The organism is Paraburkholderia sp. 40 (genome assembly GCF_050434105.1).
Lineage (GTDB): Bacteria > Pseudomonadota > Gammaproteobacteria > Burkholderiales > Burkholderiaceae > Paraburkholderia > Paraburkholderia tuberum.
In genome coordinates, this window is the sequence record NZ_JBNPVY010000004.1 from 755103 (window position 1) to 776361 (window position 21259).

Genomic DNA, 21259 nt, shown 5'->3' on the forward strand with positions numbered 1-21259 from the left:
GAAGGGATTCGATGGACAAAGGCATTCTCAGGAACGTGGCGATCAACTTTTTCGGGCTCGTGCTGCCGACGTTCGTGTCGCTCGTGACCGTGCCGTCGTATATCCGGCTGCTCGGCGTGGAGCGCTACGGTGTGATCAGTCTCGTGTGGACGCTGATCGGCTACTTCGGGATTCTCGATCTCGGCATGAGCATGGCCGCGCAGAACCATATTTCGAAGGCGCGCGCGTCGGGCGATCAGCAGGAAAGCGCGCGCGTGTTCTGGAGCGCGACGTGGCTCAATCTGACGACCGGCGTGGTCGGCGGTCTGATCATCTACTTCGGCGCGTTCCTGTACACCGCGTATTTCACGAAGGTATCGCCCGAGCTGCAGCACGAAGTCTATATGGCGCTGCCGTGGCTCGCGGTCGCGATTCCGATCGCGAACGTGTCGTGGGTGTTCGCGGGCGCGATCAATGGCGCGGAACGCTTCGGCGTCTACAACACGAACCAGACGATCGGCACGTTCCTGTTCCAGCTGCTGCCGCTCGGTGCCGCGTGGTGGCTCGGCGCGACTTTGCAGAACGTACTCGCCGCGGCAGTCGTCGCGCGGATTCTCGCGGCGTTGCTGCTCGGCCGCTACGCGCTGAAAGTGCTTGAAATACGCAGCATTCAGCCGCCGCGGCTCGGCGTCGCAAAGGGGCTGTTCAACTTCGGTGGCTGGATGCTGATCGCCAGCGTGACGACGATGGTCGCCGATTCGCTCGATCGCGTAATGCTCGGTTCACGGCTCGGCGCGCGTTTCGTCACGTACTACACGGTGCCGCAGAACCTCGTCACGCGTCTGAACATCGTGCCGACCGCGCTGGTACGCACGCTGTTTCCGCGGCTTTCCGCAGTCGGCCGCGCCGACGCCGACACGATCACGCAGCAATCGCTCGAATTTCTGAACGGCGTGTTCACGCCGGTCGCGCTGATCGCGATGCTGGTGCTCGAACCGTTCCTGCATCTGTGGGTCGGCAACGAGATCGCGACGGTCGCGGCGCCCGTGGGCCGCATCATGATCGTCGCCGTGTGGCTCGTCGGCCAGGCGAACGTGACGCGCATCCTGATTCAGTCACAGGTCAATCCAGCCACCGCCGCGCGCATCGGCCTCGTCGAGTTGCCGCTTTTCGCCGGCGCGTTGTGGCTCGGTATCACGCATTTCGGGCTCACGGGCGCGGCGGTCGCGGTCGCTGCCCGCGCGCTGTTCGACTACGCGGTGCTGCTGCGTTTCGCCGCGATCCGCGCGCGCCAGATCGTGCTCGACATGCTCGCCCATCTCGCTTTCCTGCTCGCCAGCCTGTGGCTCGCCAGCTTCCTGCCGAGCCTCGCGCTCGCGATCGCCGCCGGTGTGCTGATGGTCGGCGCGAACGTCGCGTGGTCGATCACGATGACGCCCGCCTTGCGCAATCTTGCGCGTTCACTGCTATTGCGACTGAATCCGAGGAAAAGCGCATGAACCAAGACGTCCTTGAAAAAAAACTGTTGAGGCCCGCGACGCGCAGCGCGCTCGACGAACTGACGAGCGTGCCCGGCATCCAGCCGGCACCGCGCCGTACCGCACCGCGCGCGAGCAAAAGCGTGCGCATCGCGATCGTGCACGACTGGCTCGTCACCTACGCGGGCGCGGAGAAAGTGCTCGAGCAGATCATCGCGTGCTTTCCCGATGCGGACCTGTTCAGCCTCGTGGACTTTCTCGACGATCGCAGCTTCCTGCGCGGCAAGCCGGTGACGACGTCGTTCATCCAGAAGTTGCCGCTCGCGCGCAGCAAGTACCGCTCGTATCTGCCGCTGATGCCGCTCGCGATCGAGCAGCTCGACGTGTCGGCGTACGACGTCGTGATCTCGAGCAGTCACGCGGTCGCCAAGGGCATTCTGACCGGTCCCGATCAGGTGCATATCAGCTACGTGCATTCGCCGATCCGCTATGCGTGGGATTTGCAGCATCAGTATCTGCAGCAGTCGAAGCTGACCAACGGCCCGAAGTCGGCGCTGGCGCGGTTGATTCTGCATTACATGCGCAACTGGGATATCCGCACGTCCAACTCGGTCGACGACTTCGTCGCGAACTCGGCGTTCATTGCGCGACGCATCAAGAAGGTGTATCAACGCGACGCGCAGGTGATCTTCCCGCCGGTCGATGTCGAAGCGTTCACGCTGTGCACGGAGAAGGAAGACTTTTATCTGACCGCCTCGCGCATGGTGCCGTACAAAAAAATCGATCTGATCGTCGAGGCGTTCGCGCGGATGCCCGAGCGCAAGCTCGTCGTGATCGGCGACGGACCCGACATGGCGAAGATCCGCGCGAAGGCGGGGCCGAACGTCGAGATCATGGGCTATCAACCGTTCGAGGTGCTGAAGGACCGCATGAGTCGCGCGAAGGCATTCGTGTTCGCGGCCGAAGAGGACTTCGGCATTTCGGTGGTCGAGGCGCAGGCTTGCGGCACGCCGGTGATCGCGTACGGCAAGGGCGGGGCGCTCGAAACGGTGCGCGATCTGTCCGAACCGAAGCCGACCGGCATGTTCTTCGATGAGCAGGATACCGACTCGATCATCGCTGCCGTGAATCGTTTCGACGAGCTTCGGCACCGGTTCCTGCCGGAGAATTGCCGCGGCAACGCCGAGCAGTTTTCGGCCGCGCATTTTCGCGAGCGCTTTTTCTCGCAGGTGCGCGCGGCGGTGCCCGCGTTGCACACGGCGACGCTGCCGGCCTATACGCCGTATCGGCCCGCCGTGCAGGGCGCCGCGAACGTGCCGCGCATTCTCGCCGTCGATCAGAGCGGCGTGCTCGGCGGCGCCGAACTGTCGCTGCTCGAAATCGTCAAGGCGCTGCGCTCGCGCATCGAGGTCGTGCTGTTCGACGACGGGCCGTTCAACACCGCACTCGCGAAAACCGGCGTCGAGGTCACTGTACTCGATGCCGGCGCGCTCAAAAATGTGCGCAAGCAGGGCGGTTCGATGCCAAAAGGTCAGGCGTTGAAGGGACTCATCTCACTCGTGCGTGCCACCGCGAAACGCGCGCGCAAGGTGGATGTGATCTACGCGAACACGCAGCGGGCGATGGTGATCGGCGCGGTGGCCGGCAAGCTCGCGCGACGGCCGGTGGTCTGGCATTTGCGCGACATCGTCAGCGCCGAGCATTTCGGCGGCAAGCAGCTTGCGATCATCAAGTGGTGCGCGCGGCTCGGCCTCACCCATGTGATCGCCAATTCGGCTGCGTCGGCGCAGGCGTTTGCGAAGCTCACGCGGTTCGACAGCAAGCGCATCGACGTCGTGTTCAACGGGATCGCCGCGGAACCGTTCGACGCATTGCGCACGGTGCCGCAAGCGGTGCTGCGCGAGCGCCTGAATCTGCCGCGCGACGCGTTTCTCGTCGGCCTCGTTCAGCCGGCTTGCGCGTTGGAAGGGGCAGCATGTGCTACTCGAAGCGATGGTGCTCAATCCGCAGATGCATGCGGTGCTGGTCGGCGCGGCGCTGTTCGGCGAGGACCAGTACGAGAGCGAACTGCGCGCCTTCGTCGCCGCGCACAAGCTTGGCGAGCGCGTGCATTTTCTCGGCTTCCAGCACGATATTCCGGCCTGCATGTGCGCGGTCGATTCAGTTGTGCATACGTCGATCACCCCGGAGCCGTTCGGCCGCGTGATCGTCGAGGGGATGCTCGCGCAGCGGCCGGTCGTGGCGTCGCGCGCAGGCGGCGTGCTCGAAATCATCGACGACTACGAGAACGGCGTGCTGTGTACGCCGGGCGACGCGCATGCGCTCGCCGATACGCTCGCCGAATTGCGCTCGAACGGCGACTTGCGCGACAAACTGGTCAGGAACGGCTATCGGACCGCGCAGGAGCGCTTCGGCACGCGCAGCTATGTGGATGGGGTTGCGCAGATTCTGACCGGCGTGGCAGCGCGGTGACGAGGTGATTTTTACGCGAGGGTAGACGAGGGCTTGGCCAGTCCTTGCTTGGCGTAGCGGAGCGAAAGTCTCGAACGACTTTCGCTCCGTTTTTTTTATTGCACCGCCGGGTGGCTTTAGAGTTGCCAAGAGAATCTGGACAACACCTCGCGCGGCGACAGGTTGATTACTCGCTCAGAAGGCGCTTGAGTTCGTCAAGGAATGAAGCAGTAGTGTGGCCCCACAGATTGGGATCAAACCCTGCGCGTCGAGACTTCGGCATGCGCGCGAAGCGCCTCAGCCACAAGTTGCCCGCATCAAGCTGGCACGCAGGTTTATCCGCGAGCCGCAGCGCGCCGCTGCAATGGATGCAATAGCGCTGATCACGCAGAACACCGGCACACCGGACGAACCCCGACCGGCATCGATTCCTGACGGTAAAGTGGCTCAACGCCGCCCTTTTTGTTGAACCGCGATTGCGGAAATATGCATTGAAAATGAGATACGCGAAATCATCGTGAATATTTGTCAAAAAGTCTCAATCTCAAATTAAGGGTGCACTGAAGAATGAACTGCTGGAGCATCTACGGCGCACCCGGGCCATACGCCGCTCGCGCCATCACACCCAGAAAACGGACGATCACGGCAGGATCCGTGAGGCGGTATCAATCCGTGAACGCCCCGCCACTGTGGAAGACCGTGCGGTGCCGGGGCACTGGGAAGGCGATCTCCTGTGTGGCAGCGGCGGCAGCCAGATTGCAACGCTTGTAGAGCGTCAGACACGCTATGTAATGCTGGTGAAGATCGCGAGCAAGGACAGCGAAACAGTAGTCAATGCGCTCATCAGACATGCTGGAAAGCTGCCGAAGGAACTGTATAAATCGCTTACCTGGGATCGGGGATCAGAGATGGTGAACCACAAGCAGTTCACCATTGCCACCGACGTTGCCGTGTACTTCTGCGATCCGAAACACCCCTGGCAACGGGGCTCGAATGAAAATACCAATGGCCTGTTGAGACAGTCCTTCCCGAAAGGCATCGACCTGTCGGTCTACTCACAGGCCAAACTCAATGCCGTGGCTCGAAGGCTGAACGAGCGTCCAAGGAAGACACTGGATTACGAAACGCCGGCTGAACGGTTCCATCGAACTATTGCATCGACCGGTTGAATCCGCCACGCTTCGTGGACAAAGCACTAACTGGCGCCGATCACTACGGAGAAGGCGGCTCAATGCCGCCTTTTTTGTTGGACGGTGATATCGGAAAAATGCACCTGAAAATGAGATGGCCGGAGCAATTGTGAATATCTGTCAAAACGGCTTTGTCTCAATTTAAAGTCATTGACCGTGTCGCGTTTTAGATGGTTAATTCGTCGGGTGTGTTCTGGGAAATCACGGCGCGCGTCAAGCAGGTTGTCGCCTCACTCATGCAGCCAGAGGCTGTTTATTTGCGCCGATCGACGCCATCTCAACGACTGAGTCACGTTCGGGGTTAAGCGTCACGGCACCAACCGGTGTCCAGTTGCGCGTGTGACACGACCAGCGGGCCGGATTGCATGCGCGCGCCTTCACGTACAGTGCGTGACGTGCCGCGAGAAGCGCACGATCGTCGCCGGCATGACGCTGCGCAGGCGTCACGTAGCGGATGCCGCTATGACGATGCTCGAAGTTGTACCACTGCACGAAGCCGGCAGCCCAGTTGCGAGCAGCGTTCAGGTCCTCGAAGCCTGTGACCGGAAACTCCGGCCGGTACTTCGCGGTTCGGAACAGCGCTTCGGCGTAGGCGTTGTCGTCGCTGACACGGGGGCGTGAGTACGACGGCTTGACACCCAGCCAGTGGAGCATCGCCAGCACGGTCGTGGCCTTGAGCGTCGCACCGTTATCGCCGTGCAGCACCGGCCGGGTCTCAAGGACGGCAATGCCTTCGGAGAGCGCCGTACGACGCACGAGATGAGCAGCGTGTTCGGCCGCGTCGCTGTCGTGCACCTCCCAGCCGACAATCTTGCGGCTATACAGGTCCAGGATCAGGTACAGGTGGAACCATCGACCTGTTACCGTTGCCGGCAGAAACGTCATGTCCCAGCACCACACCTGGCGCGGCGCCGTTGCGACGTGCGTGGTCGGCGGCCGGGCGCTCGAAGCCGTTCTGGCACGACCACGGCGCGTCATCTGCCCATGCTCGCGCAGCACGCGCGCAAAGGTCGATTCGCTGGCGATGTACACGCCTTCGTCAGCCAGCATCGGCACGATACGCGCCGGTGGCATGTCGGCAAAGCGTGGCTCGTTGGCTACGCGCAGCACGTTTGCCCGCTCCTGCGGGCTCAGGGTGTGCGCGGGCAATGGGCGCATCGCGCCGGGCCTGGCGTCGCCCTTGACGAGCCCCTGATGGGCCTTCCAGCGTTGCAGCGTTCGCACATCGATTCCGGCGACCTCGCAGGCCAGACGCAACCGTGCGCCAGCCCGATTGGCCGATTCGATTTCCCGGGCCAGCCGCTGGCGATCCTCGAGGCCGATCATTCGTCCTCGCCCTTGTCCGTGTTGAAGATCGCCGCGACTTTTTTTGACAGTACCAGCAGCGCTGCTGTCTCAGCCAGCGCCTTCTCCTTGCGCCGCAGTTCGCGTTCGAGCTCCTTGATGCGGCGCTGATCCTGCTTCGTCTGCTGCGGGCTCGCGCGGGCTTCTTCGGGCTCGGCCAGCGCCTGCGTGGCCGCTTGCCGCCACTGCGCCAGAACCTGCGGATACACGCCATGCTCGCGGCACCACGCATTGCGCGCCGTCTCGTCCATCGCCGCCGTGTTCAACACCGCCTCGAAACGGGCGGCCGCTGTCCATGCCCGCTCGCGAGCGGGCATGGACAGCGCATCACTGCGCCAGCGCTCCAGCGTCTGCGCGCCCACACCGATCTCTCGCGCAACCTCTTCCACCGATGCGCTCTCCGGCGGCAGCAACCGCGCCACCGCTCTGTCCTTGAATGTCTTTCCGTAACGCGCCAACTTGTTCTCTCATTATCGCCCCCAGATTCCAATTTTATCCAGGCGACAACCATTGTGACGCGGGGGGATCAGCAGAGGTCAAATGGAACAACAGAAATGGGATGAAACCGGGGGCAAGGATGAGTACCTGCTTTACCGTATCACCTATTCAGTCTACTCGAACTTCCCGCCAATGCCGTCCGCAATGGCGCTCAACGCCGAAACCGGCGAATGCTTTCCGCAGGACGGGCTTCGGTTGTATTCGATATGAACCATAACGTGGAGGATAACTGATGGTGCTCTTACGCGTGCTCAATGGTCTAATGGTCTGAGAGCGCGAATTAATCTATGGGAGGGTCCAATGTACGAAAGGATGCGCTCGGCAGAGGAGATCATGGAAGAAATGAAGGCTCGCTTTGCGGAAATGTTCGAGGGATCAGATAACCAGGAATGTCTTGATTGTCGTATCACGTTCAAGATATACAAAGAGTGGCCTGATATGCCTCAGGCAATGACGATAAACCAGAAATCCGGGGAGCGGATTCCGATTAATGCGATCAGGGCTCTCCCATCCGGTTACGACATGAGGCAGGCGTTAGGGCAAGGCGGGGGGTGCCTCTGTCGCAATCGATCTGCGAGCCTGTTCGATGAAGAGCTTACGCTTCGCGATGCCAACGGATCGCCACTCGCCGACACGTATTACACGATTGAGTGGCGAGGTTTCCTAACGCGCGGCGTCACTGATTCCATCGGACGTACACAGCGGCACAAGACAGACGGCGCGCAAGCGGTGCGTATCTATCTTGGACACCGCGAGTCTGTCTAACAATTCTCGCAAAGTAACTCATACAATGGAGTAAATGTGACCGACCCGCTGCACGAATGCGTAACCAATACTGATCCTAATTCAAATGTCACCGTATATTCCTCGCGCTTGTGTAAGCCGTGGAAATTTTCCGCGCAGGGAACCAAGTTCCTTAAAGGTTGGGAACAGTTCAGCGCGACCATGTACGACAATGACGGCAGCAAAGCCGGAAATGCAACAGTTGGATATGGGCACCTTGTTCATTTGGGGAAAATATCCAGCGCCGCATCGGAAAAGCCATTTCAGAAAGGAATAACCGAAGCACAGGCCGAGAGGCTACTTAAGGAAGATGTCAAGTGGGCGGAAAATACGATCAATCGAAAAATTCGGCTCCCGCTGTTTCAATTTGAATACGATGCACTTGTGTGCTTTATGTACAACCTTCAACATCATGGCGACAGTCTGCTCGATTTCGTTAATACTGGTGATTACAACAAGGTAGGTGATAAGATGAGGCAGTACGCCACGGTTAAGGGCCACCCGCTTAAGGGATTGCTGCGGCGTCGACACCGTGAAGCGGAAATGTTTGAGGCGGGGGTCTATGATTCATCGCACTAGTCTAATACTCGCACTCACGATCGCTCCGATCATTGCACCCGCTAAGACCGTGTATTCCGGTAAATTCGATTATCACTATTTTAAATCGCCGGATCAGTATTTTTCAGGTCATAGCGCCGCCGATGTGGCGCATATGTGTGACACTGGGGAGCATGCAAGCAATGACGACTTGGCGCAGTGTTCGCACCGTAAATTCGATCATGCGGCCCGTGCACTGGATAAAATCCTGCGATCGGCGAAATCCAAGATTGGAGGCAATGACAGTTCACTTAAAGCGGAAGGCGAACCGTTAGCTCTCCCTTACTTTTTGAAGTCGCAAGACGCTTGGGCACAGTACCGCGATAACGAGTGTTACACCGAAACCTATATGATGGGTGAGGCTGCCGAGCGCTATATTTTCTTTTGGGAGTGTATGGCAAATATCACCCGAGACAGAGTCAAGGAATTGCAGGAAGTCTTAAGAGACTAGGGAAACGCTGATCTGAACCGCCCCGGATTTGGTCTCAGGATTACCCACAAGTAATGTGATGGTGCTATTCGTTTTGCCTGAATATTCGGTACATCATCGTGATTTCGTGCAGGACAAGAAATCCACGCCAGATGACGGTAGGACCAGGTGGACGATCATGCTTTCGAGCGAGATATCCGCCGAGTCTGGCGATCCACAAGATGACCTGCGCGAGTGACGGCGGTTTATCAGGTATTTCGGTACTGCCATGCGTACGACAGTAGAGGGCTCGCCACTCGATTGGCTGCAGCAATACTTCGCATGGCAGGTTGCCATCAAGCCTGGCAAGCAACATGGAGTACAGGATCCTCCAGCTTACGACGGCGAACAATGCGGTGGCGCGGACGAATCGATCGAGATTGCCAAATTGGCGGGCTTCAATGCGACAGCCACTTTTAAGCACACGATGCCACGATTCAATCGTCCATCGGCGCGCATACCATGCAAGACGCTCGAGGGCCTCTGCGTGTGTTTGCGTAGGCACCGAAGTCAGTAGAAGCCATTCCAATGGCTCTGCTCCTTCGTCCAAGTTCGTTTCCTGTGCATGAATTGCAAACACTTCAATTTCGGGAAGCTTCTCGCGACGACGATTTTGCGGCGGACGAAGGCGTACGGGCATGCAGCGCACAACCAGCCGTGCGGTGCGTGCCTGGCGGTTTTCGCGTGCAGGCACCTGCAGTTGCGCCTCTCCAAGCACTGGCGAGGCCAGCACGGTTTCCCACAAATATCGATCGGGGTGAGCAACGCGTCGGTTCCACGACGCGCGCACCAACCAGTCGACACCGGCAGGCCGCTGCGCCAGGAACACGTCATAGACATCGCCTTCACGGTCGCTCACGCCGATGACATGCGTGCACGGACAGTGCGTCTTGAGTACGCCCAGTTGCTCGATGCCTTCGAGCCATTTCGCGCTCTCTTTCTGTTGTACGGTTCGTTGCCCACGCAGATGTTTCTTGCCCAACTCCTCGTGCCTGCGTATCCAGGTCTTCATCCCGATCACCCCGAGTGGCAGCCCCTCTGGCGTGAGCGCAAGCAGACTGTGTATCAGGAAACCACGCACATGTGGATCGGAGCCATATCCCAGACCTTCGGTTGCCCGCAGATGAGACAAATTGAACTCGGTGGTGTCCTGAACAGCAAGGACGACTGGCACCTGTTGCATACGACACAGCGTTTGACCGATGTGCCCACCCAGCACGCCATCGACATCCACGTGCGGGTTGTCGAAAAAACGATATGCCGCCTTCAGCTCCGAACCATTGAACGACTGCGGAAAAGAGCAATGTGGGCCCAACGAAAGCTTGCGTGCCAGCGTCACGAGCCGTCTGGTCAGGCGAGCGTCGCCGAGCTCGGCGGCGCCAAACTCTTCATTTGCCCAATCATCAAGGTCAGATGTGTCCGACAATGCCCGACATCACAGATCACGAACCGGATCAAAGTTAACATCGGTCGTCACCGTTTACAAGCCATCGCCCTTCAATCGCACAGTCGCGAGCGACTTATGGGTAATCCTGAGGGATTTGGTGGAGGCTCCAACTCTTGAGAGAATGGAGCCATGAACAAGTCGAACAAATTTTCTGCTGAAGTCCGGGAACGTGCAGTGCGCATGGTGCAAGAGCATCGGGGCGAGTATCCGTCACAGTGGGCGGCGATCGAATCCATCGCCCCCAAGATCGGCTGCACGAGCCAGACATTGCTGGGGTGGGTCAAACGAGATGAAGTCGATAGCGGCGAGCGCGAGGGCGTGAGCACGTCGGAACGCGAACGTCTTAAGGCACTGGAGCGCGAAGTCAAGGAACTGCGCCGCGCCAACGAGATTCTGAAACTGGCGAGTGCGTTTTTCGCCCAGGCGGAGCTCGACCGCCGCCTGAAGTCCTGAAGGCCTTCATCGATCAGCATCGAGACACCTTCGGGGTCGAGCCGATCTGCAAGGTCTTGCGGATTGCCCCGTCGGGCTACCGGCGCCATGCTGCGCAGCTTCGCGATCCGTCGCGCCGCTGCGCACGTGCGATACGCGATGAACGCCTGCGGCCTGAGATCCAGCGTGTCTGGCAAGCCAACATGCGTGTCTACGGAGCGGATAAAGTCTGGAAGCAGATGAACCGGGAGCGCATTGCGGTGGCTCGCTGTACGGTCGAACGGCTGATGAAGCAACTGGGTTTGCGTGGCGTAATGCGAGGCAAACGTGTTCGCACGACCATTGCCGATGCGGCGGCCGCTCGCCCGCTGGATCGGGTCAACCGGCAGTTCAGGGCGGACCGGCCAAACGAGCTCTGGGTTTCTGATTTCACCTATGTCTCGACGTGGCAGGGCTGGCTCTACGTGGCCTTCGTGATCGACGTGTTCGCCCGACGGATTGTCGGCTGGCGCGTCAGTTCGTCGATGACTACAGACTTCGTTCTGGATGCACTTGAACAGGCACTTTATGCGCGGCGCCCAGGCGGAGATGGAACGTTGATACATCACTCCGACAGAGGCTCGCAATACGTCAGCATTCGCTATAGCGAGCGATTGGCCGAAGCGGGCATCGAGCCCTCGGTTGGTAGCCGTGGCGACAGTTACGACAACGCACTGGCCGAGACAATCAACGGTTTGTACAAGGCCGAACTGATTCATCGCCGCACCAGGAAAACACGCGAGTCCGTCGAGTTGGCAACGCTGGAATGGGTGGCCTGGTTCAATCATCATCGAATGATGGAACCCATCGGCTACATCCCGCCGGCTGAAGCTGAGGCAAACTACTATCGGCAACTTGAAACATCGGTCGCCGAACCCGCATTAACTTAAACCAACCAGCCTCCACGATTCCCGGGGCGGTTCAAGGCGCCGTCGTGCTGAGGGCCGACTATTTGCTACGGGGAATTATGATGCGACTCACTAAGATAACGGTTGCAGTGATCCTATCATGCGGCACGTCGGCCGCGTTTGCAGACACGACTTGCGAGGCATCCGCGAAAACGCGCGATGACTATGTGGCGTGTACAAATGCAGACACGAAGGGCATGCTAAGTGACGCTGAAAAACTCTATCGAAATCTCCACGCCAACGCTAAGGGCGAAGCGCTCGCGGAACTCGCGAAAAATCACAAGCTGTGGGACGAAAAATTGCAATCCGATTGCAAGTTATTTGGGATGGCATTCAACGACTGGAAAGGCGGTTATATGCCTGATACAGACTTCCAGGTGGCGGCCTGCAGGCAGGATGCAGCAAAACAGAGGCTCGAATTTTATGAATGGTTGTCTTGTCCGGACGATATGGAATCGTCGGAGCATCCGGAATGCTTAACGGTTAAAACGATTCTTGGACGCAAGAAATAAATCGAAATTGAGTTGAGTCCGATCTGTAACGAGAGGGAACTGCGCGTGGATGTGCGACGAGCTGTTGAACTGCGTACGCACGCTCGTTAAGGACGTGCCGCTTGCAGAAGGGAAAACGCGTTCATTTCCGGTGAAGGATCATCCGAATTTGATCGTCGTGGCTTGGCGTGCAGGGGATGGGCGATGAGTGATCCGATTAATAAGGATGTGCGATTGCTTTTCCAGTGCTGCCCACGGAAGCACGATTTTCTGGACGCTTAACCCCGACTATCTGAAAGCGACAGGCGCCAAAGCATACCGATGAGAATCACTACGATACTGGTGGCGGCTATGGCCGCCCTATCTGGCCGCGCACATGCGGCTCAGTCTTACGACAGCTACGAAGCCTTGTACGTTGCCCAAGCGGGGGCAGTGTTTGGCGACCCGATCAAACAAAACGGGGACCCGACCGATCAAAACGCCGGCGTGGTCTATTCCTACCCAGGCGAGCCAGGCACTTTTATGAAGCTGCAAGCCAAACTGGAACGGAAAACGCTAAACATTGAGCTCTGGAAGGATCGCCTGGTAGTCGACGGCAAATCCTATCGCTTTGCGCACGCTACGACATTCCCCGGAGAGCATGTGTCGGAAATCTTTCCGCAATCAGCCAACGTATTCATTGCAGCGCGAACCGATACGCATCCGCCCTTACTCTGCGTGGAAGGGCACGGCAACGGTTCGGGCGAAGCCGGAAATCGATACCGGCAGATCTCGCTGCTGGTCAACCCTCTAGCGCGCAAGCCGACGTTTCTTCATCTGCCGAGTTTACTTTCGTCATGTCGGGCCGTCGTGGCGATGAAGGAAGGGAAGCTTGCCTTTCCGAATAACAGTTACGTATTCGACGATGCACAGGCATCCCGCGTTGGCCTGTTAGTGTCGTACTACGCGTTTAGAGATCAGCGATTTGTCCCGGTCCCGGCTCTAAAGCAACTCCGGCTCAAATTTACGCATCCAGAGATACCGTTTCAATTTTCCATTCAGGATGAGCACCAGGTATCGACGTTGCTATTCAACGAGATCAAATGATGGTGAAGCACCCGAACGCGCGGGATTGATCCAATGTCGACGTTCTATCAGCGCCCTTTAGGCTTAAAACTCGCCGACCACTTCATCGCAGGCAACTCAACGAGCCGATAGAACACATAGGCGGCCGGCACCGCGACCAGCATATAGCCGAACGACGGCCAGATCGACATCTGCAGCGACGAACGAAACAGCCACGCCGACAGCAACACGAAGATCGGCAGATGGATCAGATACAGCGAGAAGCTGAAGTCGCCGACGCGGGACAGCAAGCGCGACAGCGCGTGCGACCCTGCGCGAAGCAGCGCGAGCACGCCGCTCGCTTCGCGTTGCGGGTCCTTGCGCGCATCGAGCGCCTTGTACAGATAACAGGCGAAGCCGAGCGCCCAGATCTGGAACGCGCCGTACTGGCCGAAATGAAACGCGGCGCAGCCTGCCGCGATCAATACCGCCGCGAGCACATACAGCGATGCCGGCGCACGCGCCGCTCGCACGCTGCGCGCTTTGGCGTCGGCGATCCACGCACCGAGCGTCCAGGAGAACCAGTACGACGTGAAGAACTGCAGATCGTGGCGCTCCAACCCGTACGCGGACGCAACGTTGATCGCGCCGACGAGCGCGAGCACGGCGTTCATGCCGATGCGTCTGCGTAGCGCGAACAGCAGCGGATAGATCGCATAGAACTGCACTTCGAGCGACAGCGTCCACAGCGCGCCGTTCGAGCCATACGTTTTACCCGCCACACCCTGCAGCGAAAACAGGTTGACCAGAAACGGATGCCAGCCGATGTCGCGAATCTTGTGACTGACGGGCGGCAATTGCAGGCTCAACGAATCGAGCGCGAAGGTCAGTACGAGCGCCGCGAGCAGCACCGGGTAGATGCGCGCGAAGCGCCGCAGCCAGAAGTTGCCTGCATCGAGCCGGTAAGCGGGATTGCTCGCGAGCCGCAGCGCGCCGCCGCGATGGATGCAGTAGCCACTGATGACGAAGAACATCGGCACACCGGCCGAGCCCCATGCGATCGGAAACGTCAGATACGCGGCGAGACTGCCGGGACTCAATGAATGTCCGACGCTCTGATGAAACGCCTGCATGCCGACCCACACGATCTGGCGGCAATGAAAGTAGGCGACCAGTAGCGCGGCGAAGCCTCGCATCGCGTCGATCGCGTGCTCCTTGCTGGCGCTATCGACACGCGCGTCGCTGCGCGCATGCGCCGCGGCCGGGTTTTTCTCCGGGCGCGGCAGCGGGGAGAGGGGCAGGGATGAGCCGGCGGCATCCAGTGCTGGGTCGCTCATACGCGGTCCTTATCTGAAGCGGAAAAAAGAAAAAATTGCGCGGAACAGGCCTTCGAGCGGGCGTCTTGCGCACCCGCGACGCATCCATGCTAGAACACCGCAATCCTGAAAAATGATTAAAAAATTCCATTTCGCATTGAATCCGACATCGATTTTGTGACGAATTGTAATTGCGCGTCGACGGATGGGGTGTCGAATTATTTATCGCTTTTGTCGTGCTAATTTAAAGCAAGGATTTTCTGACCCCGAGGTGAAGTCATGAACCTGCATTTACTGGCCGGCGTGGCCGTCCTGCTGATCCTGGTGGCCGCCTCCGCCTACCGCGATGCCTTGCGCAACGAGCCGATCGGTCGTTACCGGATGAACCCAGGCAAGCTGCCACCGGTCGACGAACAGGAATGACGTGCTGCCGAAGCCGGTCATCGGGTCGCCAGGCGACCCGTGCCAGGGGGCGTCCGAAAGGTAAGACTTTCGGATTTGCTCGCTCACCAACTGGCAATAGATACGTAATAATTTCCTGAATTTTTCACAATATCGCATTGCGATTAATGCGTGAATTATCCGAATTAATTCGGAGAAAGACCGCTTCCGTGAACCTCGCAGTTTTTCTGCTAGTCTTGCGCCGGCATTGATTGGCCGCAAGGTCCGCGAACACACCAATTTCTAACCGATGTGGGAATGCCTACCATGCTGAAAGTCACCAAAGCCGTGTTTCCCGTAGCGGGCCTCGGGACACGATTCCTGCCGGCTACCAAAGCAAGTCCGAAGGAAATGCTGCCGATCGTCGACAAGCCGCTGATCCAGTACGCGGTCGAAGAAGCGATCGACGCCGGCATCACCGAGATGATCTTCGTGACGGGCCGCAGCAAGCGCGCGATCGAAGATCACTTCGATAAATCCTATGAGATCGAGTCCGAACTCGAAGCGCGCAACAAGCAGAAGCTGCTCGACCTCGTGCGCAGCATCAAGCCGGCCAACGTCGACTGCTTTTACGTGCGCCAGGCCGAAGCACTCGGTCTCGGCCATGCGGTGCTGTGCGCCGAAAAACTGGTGGGCGACAGCCCGTTCGCGGTGATTCTCGCCGACGACCTGCTGCATAGCGCGAAGCCCGTGATGAGTCAGCTCGTCGATACCTTCAACCACTATCACAGCTCGGTGATCGGCGTCGAAACGATCGCGCGCGAGGACAGCCGCTCGTACGGCGTCGTCGACGGCCGCGAGTGGGAAGACAACGTGATCAAGCTGTCGGGCATCGTCGAGAAGCCAGCGCCGGACGAGGCGCCGTCGAATCTCGGCGTGGTGGGCCGCTACGTGCTGATGCCGACGATCTTCAAGCATATCCGCGCGCTGAAGCCGGGCGCGGGCGGCGAGCTGCAACTGACCGACGCGGTGCAGTCGTTGTTGACCGAGGAGCAGGTGCTAGCGTATCGCTACTTCGGCACGCGCTTCGATTGCGGCAGCAAGCTCGGCTATCTGAAGGCGACCGTCGAATTTGCACTGCGCCATCCCGAGGTGAAGGCTGAATTCGAGGCGTATCTGCAAGCCTTTATGCAGAACGAAGCGTCAGGTGGCGAGGCGGCGCAATTGACGGCAGAAGCCGCGTGAAGTGACACGACCTGGAAGGAAAAACGGGCGCCGCATTGCACGGCGCCCGTCGTCGTTTCGGCCGGACGGCCTCAACCCTGCTTCTTCACCTCGAGCCGGAACTTGTGCAGCAACGGCTCGGTATATCCGCTCGGCTGCTGGCGCCCCTCGAAGACGAGCGTCTGCGCGGCCTTGAACGCGATCGTGTCGAAGCCCGGCGCTATCGGCTGGTAGAGCGGATCACCGGCGTTTTGCGCGTCCACCACCTTGGCCATGCGCTTGAACGTCTCCTCGACGAGCTCGCGCTTGATCACACCGTGATACAGCCAGTTGGCGATGTGCTGGCTCGAAATACGCAGCGTCGCGCGGTCTTCCATCAGGCCGACGTTGTGGAAGTCCGGCACTTTCGAGCAGCCGACGCCCCGGTCGATCCAGCGCACCACGTAGCCGAGAATGCCCTGCGCGTTGTTGTCGACTTCGGCGCGGATTTCGTCGTCGCTCCATTGCGCCTTTTCGACGACCGGAATCGTCAGCAGGCCGTCGAGCAGTTCGTCGCGCACCGTCGCATAGTCGGTGCGTTCGAGTTCCTGCTGGACCGCCTGCACGTCGACCTGGTGATAGTGCAGCGCGTGCAGCGTCGCCGCGGTCGGCGAGGGCACCCACGCGGTGTTCGCGCCAGCCTTCGGATGGCCGATCTTCTGCTCGAGCATCGCGTGCATCAGGTCGGGCATCGCCCACATCCCTTTGCCGATCTGCGAGCGGCCGCGCAGGCCCGCGCTCAAACCGACCAGCACGTTGCTGCGCTCGTACGACGTGATCCACTTGCTCGACTTCATGTCGCCCTTGCGCATCATCGGGCCCGCTTCCATCGCCGAGTGCATCTCGTCGCCGGTGCGATCGAGGAAGCCCGTGTTGATGAACGCGACGCGCGCCGACGCTTCGGCGATACAGGCGAGCAGATTCACGCTGGTGCGGCGCTCCTCGTCCATGATGCCCATCTTGATCGTGTTGCGCGGCAGCTTCAGCAGGTCTTCGACGCGCGCGAGCAGTTCGCTCGCGAACGCGACTTCGGCCGGTCCGTGCATCTTCGGCTTCACTATATAGATCGAGCCGGTGCGCGAGTTCAGCTTGTTGTGGCGGTCGCGCAGCGCGCACAGCGTCGTGATCACCGCGTCGAGAATGCCTTCCGGAATCTCGTGGCCGTCTTTCGTCACTACGGCCGGGTTCGTCATCAGATGGCCGACGTTGCGGATCAACAGCAGCGAGCGGCCATGCAGCTTGACCTGCGACTTGCCGTCGGCGCCGATGTATTCGCGATCGGCATTGAGCCGGCGCGTGAAGGTCTTGCCGTTCTTCGTGACCTCTTCGGTCAGGTCGCCGTTCATCAGGCCGAGCCAGTTGCGATAGAGCTGCACCTTGTCATCGGCGTCGACGGCCGCGACCGAGTCTTCGCAATCGATGATCGTCGTGACGGCCGCTTCGACGACGACGTCCTTGACATGGGCCGCATCGGTCTTGCCGACCGAATCGTTCGCATCGATCTGGATCTCGACGTGCAGGCCGTTGTGCTTGAGCAGCACCGCCGACGGCGTGCTCGCGTCGCCCTGATAGCCGACCAACTGCGCGGGTGTCTTCAGCGCCGTGGTGCCGCTCTTCAGCGCGACGACCAGTTGGCCGTTCTCGACGCTATAGCGCGTTGCGTCCGCGTGCGAGCCGTTCGCGAGCGGCGCGGCCTGATCGAGGAACTTGCGCGCGTACGCGATCACGGCTGCGCCGCGCACCGGGTTGAAGCCCTTCTGCTTTTCCGCACCGTCCGTTTCGGGGATCGCGTCGGTGCCGTACAGCGCGTCGTACAGGCTACCCCAGCGCGCGTTTGCGGCGTTCAGCGCGTAGCGCTGGTTCGACAGCGGCACGACGAGCTGCGGGCCGGCCTGTCCGGAGATTTCGCTGTCCACGTGGTCGGTCGTGGCCTGGACGCTGGTGGGCACGGGCACGATGTAGCCGATGCCTTCGAGAAACGCACGATACGCGCGCAGATCCCGCACCGGGCCGGGATTGGCCCGATGCCAGTTGTCGAGTTCGCTTTGCAGGCGGTCGCGCTCGGCGAGCAACGCCCGATTTTTGGGCGCCAGTTCGTGCACGAGGGCGTCGAATCCCGACCAGAAGGCGGCGCTGTCGATTCCGGTGCCGGGCAGGGCTTCGGATTCAACGAACTGGTCGAGGTTGGCGGCGACCTGCAGTCCGCCGCGTGGGTTCATCTGAGTCATCGACTGCTCCATCTGTTATGGGACCGACGAGGGGGCGTCGGTCCGCGTTTGTGTCTCGGGATTGCTTTGGCGCTCGGCGCTTTACACGCCGAGCGCCTGAATGCCGGCTTTCGCGATCTGCGCATCCTGCTCCGACTTGACACCCGACACGCCGACCGCGCCGACCACGTGGCCGTCGACGATCACCGGCACCCCGCCTTCGAGCGTGCCCTGCAGCGGTGCGCTGAGGAACGCGGTGCGGCCGTTGTTGATCATGTCTTCATAGACCTTGGTTTCGCGCCGGCCGAGCGCCGCGGTGCGCGCTTTTTCGGTCGCGATATACGAGGTGGAGGGCGCCGCGCCGTCGAGACGCAGCACCGCGAGCGGATGGCCGCCGTCGTCCGCGACGACGATCGCGACGGGCCATTTGTTTTTCTCGGCTTCCGCGCGGGCGGCATCGACAATGCGGGTCGTCTCGGCGACGGTCAACACGGGTTTGCTCAGCATAATGAATTTCCTGTCTCGGTGATGGGAAGGTGGCTTCTACAGCTTGTTTCGGTAACCGGCGATGCGGCGCTTCAGGAGATCCTCGGGGCTCCGTTGCAAGCTTCTTGCGGCTCTCCGGCGCGCGACTGATCCGACGATTTTACTTCCGCGCGAGGCAGCGCGAAACGGCGGCCTCTCCAGGCGGCTCAGCCCGTGCGCTCGACAGTGCCGCCGCAACGCCACGCGCGGGGAGGTCCACAAGCGCGGCCTGGTTCAGAAATAACGAGGTAGACCAGCAGATGAGCTGGTTTTCGAAGCATTCATTGCGGCCAGACAATGGTCGCGCCGCGAGCCGTAGCGGGGGGCGACGGCTTCGGTTCATCGTTGGATGACAGCGGCAAGCGAACGAGGCCCGGTTCACGCTTTCACGAGTGAGCCAGACCCGCGCATGGGCGACGCGAACACCGGTTAGCCAAAGCCCGATGAGAGGGTCCGGCTCGCACGTCCACGTCAACACTAATTTCGGTACTATACGGATCTACTTTCAGTCCCCGATCTTCGCCGGAACTGCGCTCCCGACGCGTGTGCAACCATGCCTACCATCAACGAACTGTTCGTCTATCCGATCAAATCCTGCGCGGGCATCGCGCTCACCGAGGCGCGGCTGTTGGCGACGGGCCTCGAATACGACCGCAACTGGATGATCGTCGATCCCGAAGGCGCGATGTTCACGCAGCGCGCGTATCCGCGCATGGCGCTGATCAAGGTCGAACTCGGCGCAGAGGATCTGATCGTCAGCGCGCCGGGCATGCGTGAGCTGCGCACGCCGCTCGATGCCGCGCGGCTCGCCGCGGCACCCAGGGTCGCTACCGCGGTGTGGCGCGACGCGGCCTACGGGCTCGACACCGGCGAAGAAACGGCGGCCTGGTTCACGGAGTTCCTCGGTCTGCCCGCGCGCTTGCTGCGCTTCGATCCCGAGCGGGAACGCATCGTCGATCCGGACTATACGGACAGCACGGGGGGCGCCACGACCTTTTTTGCCGATGGCTTTCCGCTGCTGGTGGTCGGCCAGGCCTCGCTCGACGATCTGAACGCGCGCCTGAACGGCAAAGGCGCACCGTCGATCAGAATCGATCGCTTCAGGCCCAATATCGTGCTCAGCGGCCTCGATGCCTATGAAGAGGACTATGTCGAGACGCTCGCCGTCGGCGCGAATGCGGACTCGAGCGCGCGCGTCGAGTTACGGCTCGTCAAGCTGTGCTCGCGCTGTCCGATGCCGACCATCGATCAGGCGCGCGGCGCGCCCGATCCCGACTGGCCGAACGAGCCGACCGACACGATGCTCGGTTATCGCGTCAGCGAACGCTTCGACGGCGCGGTCACGTTCGGCAACAACGCGCTGGTCGCGAGCGGGGCGGGGGCCTGGCTGCGCGTCGGGCAGCAGGTCGACGCGGAGCTCGGGTTCGGCGATTGATGGGATGCAAGGCGGGCGAAGCCCGCTTCGATCGCCGATCAGGCTGCCCGCGCCATGGCCGACGCGGGTAGTGTTTGCCCATCTTGATTGCCGCGAGCTTCGCGTTCCCAGCAAGGCGCTTCGGCGCTCTCGCCAACCGCATTGCCCACCAGAATCACCGCCGGACTGCCGAAGCCCGCGCCGAGCGAATCGGCGGCGAGCCGATCGAGCCGCGTCAACAGGCGCCGCTCGTCGCTGCCGCCGGCCCACTGCACGACCGCGGCCGGCGTTTCGGCCGGCAGGTGCGCGAGCAACGCAGCGGCGATGCCGTCGATGCGCCGCATGCCCATATAGATCGCGAGCGTCGTGCGCGTCGCGGCAAGCGCGGCCCAGTCCGGCTCGCCGTGATCTTCGGTGTGCGCGGTGACGAAGCTCACGCCGTGGCAATGCCGCCGATGCGTGAGCGACATGCCGAGGCCCGCGGCGGCCGCGAAGCCCGACGAGATGCCGTTGACGATCTCGACCGCGAGGCCCGCATCGCGCAGCACCGCGAGTTCCTCGCCCGCGCGACCGAACAGCAGCGCTTCGCCGCCTTTGACGCGCACCACGTGCAGACCCTTCAGCGCATAACGCCGCATCAGCCGCTCGATGAACGCCTGCGGCGTCGAGCGGCAGCCGCCGCGTTTGCCGACGCGAATCACGTGCGCCTGCGGCGCGAGCGTCACGATGTCGGGATTCGCGAGGTCGTCGAGCAGCACGACGTCGGCGGCCGCTAGCGCCTTGACGGCCTTCAGCGTCAGCAAGTCGAGGTCGCCCGGGCCCGCACTCAGCAGCGTGACCTTGCCGGTGTTGGTGTTCATGTTGGTGTCCTTATGCCGTTAGTTTCTGTCGGCCCGAAACGAAAACGGCGCCCGCCCGTGAAGATCACGAGGGGACGCCGTTGTCCATTGCATTGCCTGTCGACGGTTGAGTCTGCGCGTCGCGACGACGTTGCCGCGATGAC

17 protein-coding genes, 2 pseudogenes and 1 other annotated feature are annotated in these 21259 nt (G+C 60.8%); of the genes and pseudogenes, 13 read left to right on the plus strand and 6 right to left on the minus strand.

Annotated features, from left to right (window positions below; all coding sequences use genetic code 11):
- Window positions 1-11 precede the first annotated feature (11 nt).
- The 3 genes and pseudogenes from OKW28_RS25195 to OKW28_RS25205 all read left to right on the plus strand — a co-directional run.
- A complete protein-coding gene (locus tag OKW28_RS25195) occupies window positions 12-1478 on the plus strand; it encodes a flippase (protein ID WP_184033630.1) in 1467 nt (488 codons plus the stop codon).
- Window positions 1475-3929: pseudogene (locus tag OKW28_RS25200) on the plus strand (glycosyltransferase family 4 protein). The gene OKW28_RS25195 and the pseudogene OKW28_RS25200 overlap by 4 nt, the downstream one beginning before the upstream one ends.
- Before the next feature lie 524 nt (window positions 3930-4453).
- A pseudogene (locus OKW28_RS25205) lies at window positions 4454-5077 on the plus strand (IS30 family transposase); the annotation flags it as partial.
- A gap of 255 nt (window positions 5078-5332) precedes the next feature.
- Here the strand turns inward: OKW28_RS25205 and OKW28_RS25210 are convergent.
- Window positions 5333-6900 (minus strand): IS3 family transposase gene (locus OKW28_RS25210; RefSeq protein ID WP_429449807.1). Its coding sequence is split into 2 segments (ribosomal slippage): window positions 5333-6462 and window positions 6462-6900, totalling 1569 coding nucleotides; the frame shifts between segments, so codons are not numbered across the junction.
- 82 nt (window positions 6901-6982) lie between these two features.
- Here OKW28_RS25210 and OKW28_RS25215 point away from each other — a divergent pair.
- From OKW28_RS25215 to OKW28_RS25230, 4 genes are all read left to right on the plus strand, one after another.
- Complete coding sequence (locus OKW28_RS25215) at window positions 6983-7150, plus strand: hypothetical protein (RefSeq protein WP_429449809.1); 168 nt, start codon at window positions 6983-6985, stop codon at window positions 7148-7150.
- A gap of 123 nt (window positions 7151-7273) precedes the next feature.
- Window positions 7274-7705 carry a hypothetical protein gene (locus OKW28_RS25220; protein ID WP_429449811.1) on the plus strand — a complete coding sequence of 144 codons (432 nt, stop codon included), beginning with the start codon at window positions 7274-7276 and terminating at the stop codon, window positions 7703-7705.
- A gap of 36 nt (window positions 7706-7741) precedes the next feature.
- Window positions 7742-8302: a lysozyme gene (locus OKW28_RS25225; protein ID WP_429449813.1), complete on the plus strand. Its 561-nt coding sequence runs from the start codon at window positions 7742-7744 to the stop codon at window positions 8300-8302.
- On the plus strand, window positions 8286-8771 hold the full coding sequence (locus OKW28_RS25230) for a lysozyme inhibitor LprI family protein (RefSeq protein WP_429449814.1): 486 nt from the start codon (window positions 8286-8288) through the stop codon (window positions 8769-8771). Before OKW28_RS25225 ends, OKW28_RS25230 begins: the two co-directional genes overlap by 17 nt.
- 64 nt (window positions 8772-8835) lie before the next feature.
- Here OKW28_RS25230 and OKW28_RS25235 read toward each other — a convergent pair whose 3' ends face one another.
- Window positions 8836-10215: an IS4 family transposase gene (locus OKW28_RS25235; protein ID WP_429443705.1), complete on the minus strand. Its 1380-nt coding sequence runs from the start codon at window positions 10213-10215 to the stop codon at window positions 8836-8838.
- Window positions 10216-10365: 150 nt separating this feature from the next.
- Here OKW28_RS25235 and OKW28_RS25240 point away from each other — a divergent pair.
- From OKW28_RS25240 to OKW28_RS25250, 3 genes are all read left to right on the plus strand, one after another.
- A protein-coding gene (locus OKW28_RS25240) for an IS3 family transposase (RefSeq protein WP_429449816.1) occupies window positions 10366-11597 on the plus strand; the annotation gives its coding sequence in 2 pieces (ribosomal slippage) (window positions 10366-10654 and window positions 10654-11597; 1233 coding nt in all).
- Window positions 10644-10760, plus strand: a sequence feature (AL1L pseudoknot). (Overlaps the previous gene by 117 nt.)
- A 44-nt stretch (window positions 11598-11641) precedes the next feature.
- A complete protein-coding gene (locus OKW28_RS25245; RefSeq protein WP_429449817.1) occupies window positions 11642-12127 on the plus strand; it encodes a hypothetical protein in 486 nt (161 codons plus the stop codon).
- Between the two features lie 330 nt (window positions 12128-12457).
- Window positions 12458-13192 (plus strand): hypothetical protein, encoded by a 735-nt coding sequence (locus tag OKW28_RS25250; RefSeq protein ID WP_429449819.1) that lies wholly within the window; start codon window positions 12458-12460, stop codon window positions 13190-13192.
- Between the two features lie 47 nt (window positions 13193-13239).
- On the opposite strand, the gene OKW28_RS25255 is transcribed toward OKW28_RS25250, so the two are convergent.
- Window positions 13240-14487, minus strand: a complete 1248-nt coding sequence (locus OKW28_RS25255) for an acyltransferase family protein (RefSeq protein WP_429449820.1) — start codon at window positions 14485-14487, stop codon at window positions 13240-13242.
- A 258-nt stretch (window positions 14488-14745) separates the two neighbouring features.
- Here OKW28_RS25255 and OKW28_RS25260 point away from each other — a divergent pair, with 258 nt between their 5' ends.
- The gene (locus tag OKW28_RS25260) at window positions 14746-14889 is read left to right on the plus strand and encodes a hypothetical protein (RefSeq protein ID WP_429449821.1); all 144 of its coding nucleotides are present in this window, start codon (window positions 14746-14748) and stop codon (window positions 14887-14889) included.
- Window positions 14890-15174: 285 nt separating this feature from the next.
- The gene (gene galU / locus OKW28_RS25265; protein WP_429449823.1) at window positions 15175-16092 is read left to right on the plus strand and encodes a UTP--glucose-1-phosphate uridylyltransferase GalU; all 918 of its coding nucleotides are present in this window, start codon (window positions 15175-15177) and stop codon (window positions 16090-16092) included.
- Window positions 16093-16163: 71 nt separating this feature from the next.
- On the opposite strand, the gene OKW28_RS25270 is transcribed toward galU, so the two are convergent.
- Both OKW28_RS25270 and OKW28_RS25275 read right to left on the minus strand, forming a co-directional pair.
- Window positions 16164-18338: a malate synthase G gene (locus OKW28_RS25270; RefSeq protein ID WP_429449825.1), complete on the minus strand. Its 2175-nt coding sequence runs from the start codon at window positions 18336-18338 to the stop codon at window positions 16164-16166.
- 81 nt (window positions 18339-18419) lie between these two features.
- Window positions 18420-18824, minus strand: a complete 405-nt coding sequence (locus OKW28_RS25275; RefSeq protein ID WP_184003617.1) for a heme-binding protein — start codon at window positions 18822-18824, stop codon at window positions 18420-18422.
- A gap of 571 nt (window positions 18825-19395) precedes the next feature.
- Between OKW28_RS25275 and OKW28_RS25280 the strand changes: the two genes are divergently transcribed.
- Window positions 19396-20277 carry an MOSC domain-containing protein gene (locus OKW28_RS25280; RefSeq protein ID WP_429449827.1) on the plus strand — a complete coding sequence of 294 codons (882 nt, stop codon included), beginning with the start codon at window positions 19396-19398 and terminating at the stop codon, window positions 20275-20277.
- Between the two features lie 38 nt (window positions 20278-20315).
- Here the strand turns inward: OKW28_RS25280 and cobA are convergent, their stop codons facing one another.
- A complete protein-coding gene (cobA, locus tag OKW28_RS25285; RefSeq protein WP_429449829.1) occupies window positions 20316-21116 on the minus strand; it encodes a uroporphyrinogen-III C-methyltransferase in 801 nt (266 codons plus the stop codon).
- Window positions 21117-21259 lie beyond the last annotated feature (143 nt).

Coding starts and splice junctions, on each gene's coding strand:
- OKW28_RS25195 (WP_184033630.1), top strand. CDS start 12: ATGGACAAAGGCATTCTCAGGAACGTGGCGATCAACTTTTTCGGGCTC.
- OKW28_RS25215 (WP_429449809.1), top strand. CDS start 6,983: ATGGAACAACAGAAATGGGATGAAACCGGGGGCAAGGATGAGTACCTG.
- OKW28_RS25220 (WP_429449811.1), top strand. CDS start 7,274: ATGGAAGAAATGAAGGCTCGCTTTGCGGAAATGTTCGAGGGATCAGAT.
- OKW28_RS25230 (WP_429449814.1), top strand. CDS start 8,286: ATGATTCATCGCACTAGTCTAATACTCGCACTCACGATCGCTCCGATC.
- OKW28_RS25250 (WP_429449819.1), top strand. CDS start 12,458: ATGGCCGCCCTATCTGGCCGCGCACATGCGGCTCAGTCTTACGACAGC.
- OKW28_RS25255 (WP_429449820.1), bottom strand. CDS start 14,487: ATGAGCGACCCAGCACTGGATGCCGCCGGCTCATCCCTGCCCCTCTCC.
- OKW28_RS25260 (WP_429449821.1), top strand. CDS start 14,746: ATGAACCTGCATTTACTGGCCGGCGTGGCCGTCCTGCTGATCCTGGTG.
- galU (WP_429449823.1), top strand. CDS start 15,175: ATGCTGAAAGTCACCAAAGCCGTGTTTCCCGTAGCGGGCCTCGGGACA.
- OKW28_RS25270 (WP_429449825.1), bottom strand. CDS start 18,338: ATGACTCAGATGAACCCACGCGGCGGACTGCAGGTCGCCGCCAACCTC.
- OKW28_RS25275 (WP_184003617.1), bottom strand. CDS start 18,824: ATGCTGAGCAAACCCGTGTTGACCGTCGCCGAGACGACCCGCATTGTC.
- OKW28_RS25280 (WP_429449827.1), top strand. CDS start 19,396: ATGCCTACCATCAACGAACTGTTCGTCTATCCGATCAAATCCTGCGCG.
- cobA (WP_429449829.1), bottom strand. CDS start 21,116: ATGAACACCAACACCGGCAAGGTCACGCTGCTGAGTGCGGGCCCGGGC.